Consider the following 1,454-nt stretch of genomic DNA (forward strand, 5'->3'; position numbering starts at 1 on the left):
TGAAGAAGGAGACAGGAGACAGTAGACAGGAGACAGGAGGAAAATTACATGGGGATTCGCTCCCCCAAGTAATTTTGAACACGACCGTTGACGGTGGGGTATTAAACCCACAAAGAAAATGATAAAATTAAGGTCAATTTAAGTGACTCATAGATAATCCCAAGTTGCTTATTTTACTGTTACCCTTAGTCTTTTCAAAAGCTTGATATAGTTGATATTTTAGGTTTTCCAGTATTCCCAGTCCATTGTTAGCTATTCTAATTTATACTCCATAGGATTCAATAATTGAAGTCGTAATAGTAATTCGATTTGGATTTTGCAGAATTTCTTGATAAGTTTTAAATTTTTTGTGGTTATATTCTTCTAAATAATTCATTGTATTTACTAACAAACTCATAAAAACTTGATTTAAGGTATTTGGATAACAATTAATCTGAGGTAAATTTACACAATTTTTGACAATTTCAATGGCTGGACGCTGATGATTAGCTTTTAGTCAATGCTGTAAAATTGTCAGAGTATTATCTATGCTTTCATTAATATCAAAAAGTACTTTTGAGGTACTATCTTCTCTAGCAAAACTTCGCAATGATACACTAATTTCACTGATGCGATCGCTGGTTTTTTTACGGAAAATAATATTTTTGGTAGCTCTTCAATCAGAAAATATATATCCATCTCTTCCGCGCCTTTTTCAATGATTAGACCAGGATTAGGAAATTGTTTTTGATATAATTTAATGTGATTAATAATTGCTGTGAGATATGTTTCCGCCAACTTGATATTACCGAAAACTATACTAACTGGATTATTTAACTCATGAGCAATACCAGCAACTAATGCCCCAATGTTAGACATTTTTTCACTTTGAATTAATTGCGATTGAGCTGTTTTAAGTTCTGCTAAAGATTGATAAAGTTCCGCAGTTCTTGCCTCTACTTTATCTTCCAGTTCGGATGCAGATTTTTGCAATTCTATTTCTGCTGCCGTCCGTTCTTTTATCTCTTTTTGTAAGCGTATATGTATCTCTATTCTCGATAAAAGTTCTTCTGGTTTAAACGGTTTAACAATATAGTCTACAGCTCCTAAATTTCAACCTTTTATTTTTTCAGTAGATTCAGAAAGTGAAGTCATAAAAATAACAGGAATATTTTTAGTGCTTTCTTAAGCTTGCAAGTAACTACAAACTTCAAAACCATCTATTCCTAGCATGATTATATCTAGCAAAATCAAATCTGGTAATACATTTTTTACCTTCTCAATTGCAGTTTCTCTATCCTCTACTGCAATGACATTAAAACCAGACTTTTTTAATACATTTAATATTAAATGGGCGTTTCGATATTGATTATCTACCACCATAATTGTGTGTTCCTTTTTTTGATTCATGGAAACTCCTTTAATGTTTTTTCTTAGCTAAAACTACATAAGTTTTCGACTTTATTCAGTACGAA

Annotated in this window: 3 protein-coding genes; all 3 read right to left on the minus strand. The window is 31.6% G+C overall.

The features are described from left to right. Positions 1-262: 262 nt before the first annotated feature. The 3 genes from F6K13_RS32965 to F6K13_RS32975 all read right to left on the minus strand — a co-directional run bounded on the left by F6K13_RS32965 (position 263) and on the right by F6K13_RS32975 (position 1,389). The gene (locus F6K13_RS32965) at positions 263-397 is read right to left on the minus strand and encodes a hypothetical protein (protein ID WP_275670265.1); all 135 of its coding nucleotides are present in this window, start codon (positions 395-397) and stop codon (positions 263-265) included. A gap of 128 nt (positions 398-525) precedes the next feature. Then, positions 526-972: a histidine kinase dimerization/phospho-acceptor domain-containing protein gene (locus F6K13_RS32970; RefSeq protein WP_124142985.1), complete on the minus strand. Its 447-nt coding sequence runs from the start codon at positions 970-972 to the stop codon at positions 526-528. A gap of 192 nt (positions 973-1,164) precedes the next feature. Next, complete coding sequence (locus tag F6K13_RS32975) at positions 1,165-1,389, minus strand: response regulator (protein WP_124142984.1); 225 nt, start codon at positions 1,387-1,389, stop codon at positions 1,165-1,167. Positions 1,390-1,454 lie beyond the last annotated feature (65 nt).

Origin of the sequence: Okeania sp. SIO2B9 (assembly GCF_010672505.1) — a bacterium.
Taxonomy (GTDB): Bacteria; Cyanobacteriota; Cyanobacteriia; order Cyanobacteriales; family Microcoleaceae; genus Okeania; species Okeania hirsuta.

Coding starts and splice junctions, on each gene's coding strand:
- F6K13_RS32975 (WP_124142984.1), bottom strand. CDS start 1,389: ATGAATCAAAAAAAGGAACACACAATTATGGTGGTAGATAATCAATAT.
- F6K13_RS32965 (WP_275670265.1), bottom strand. CDS start 397: ATGAGTTTGTTAGTAAATACAATGAATTATTTAGAAGAATATAACCAC.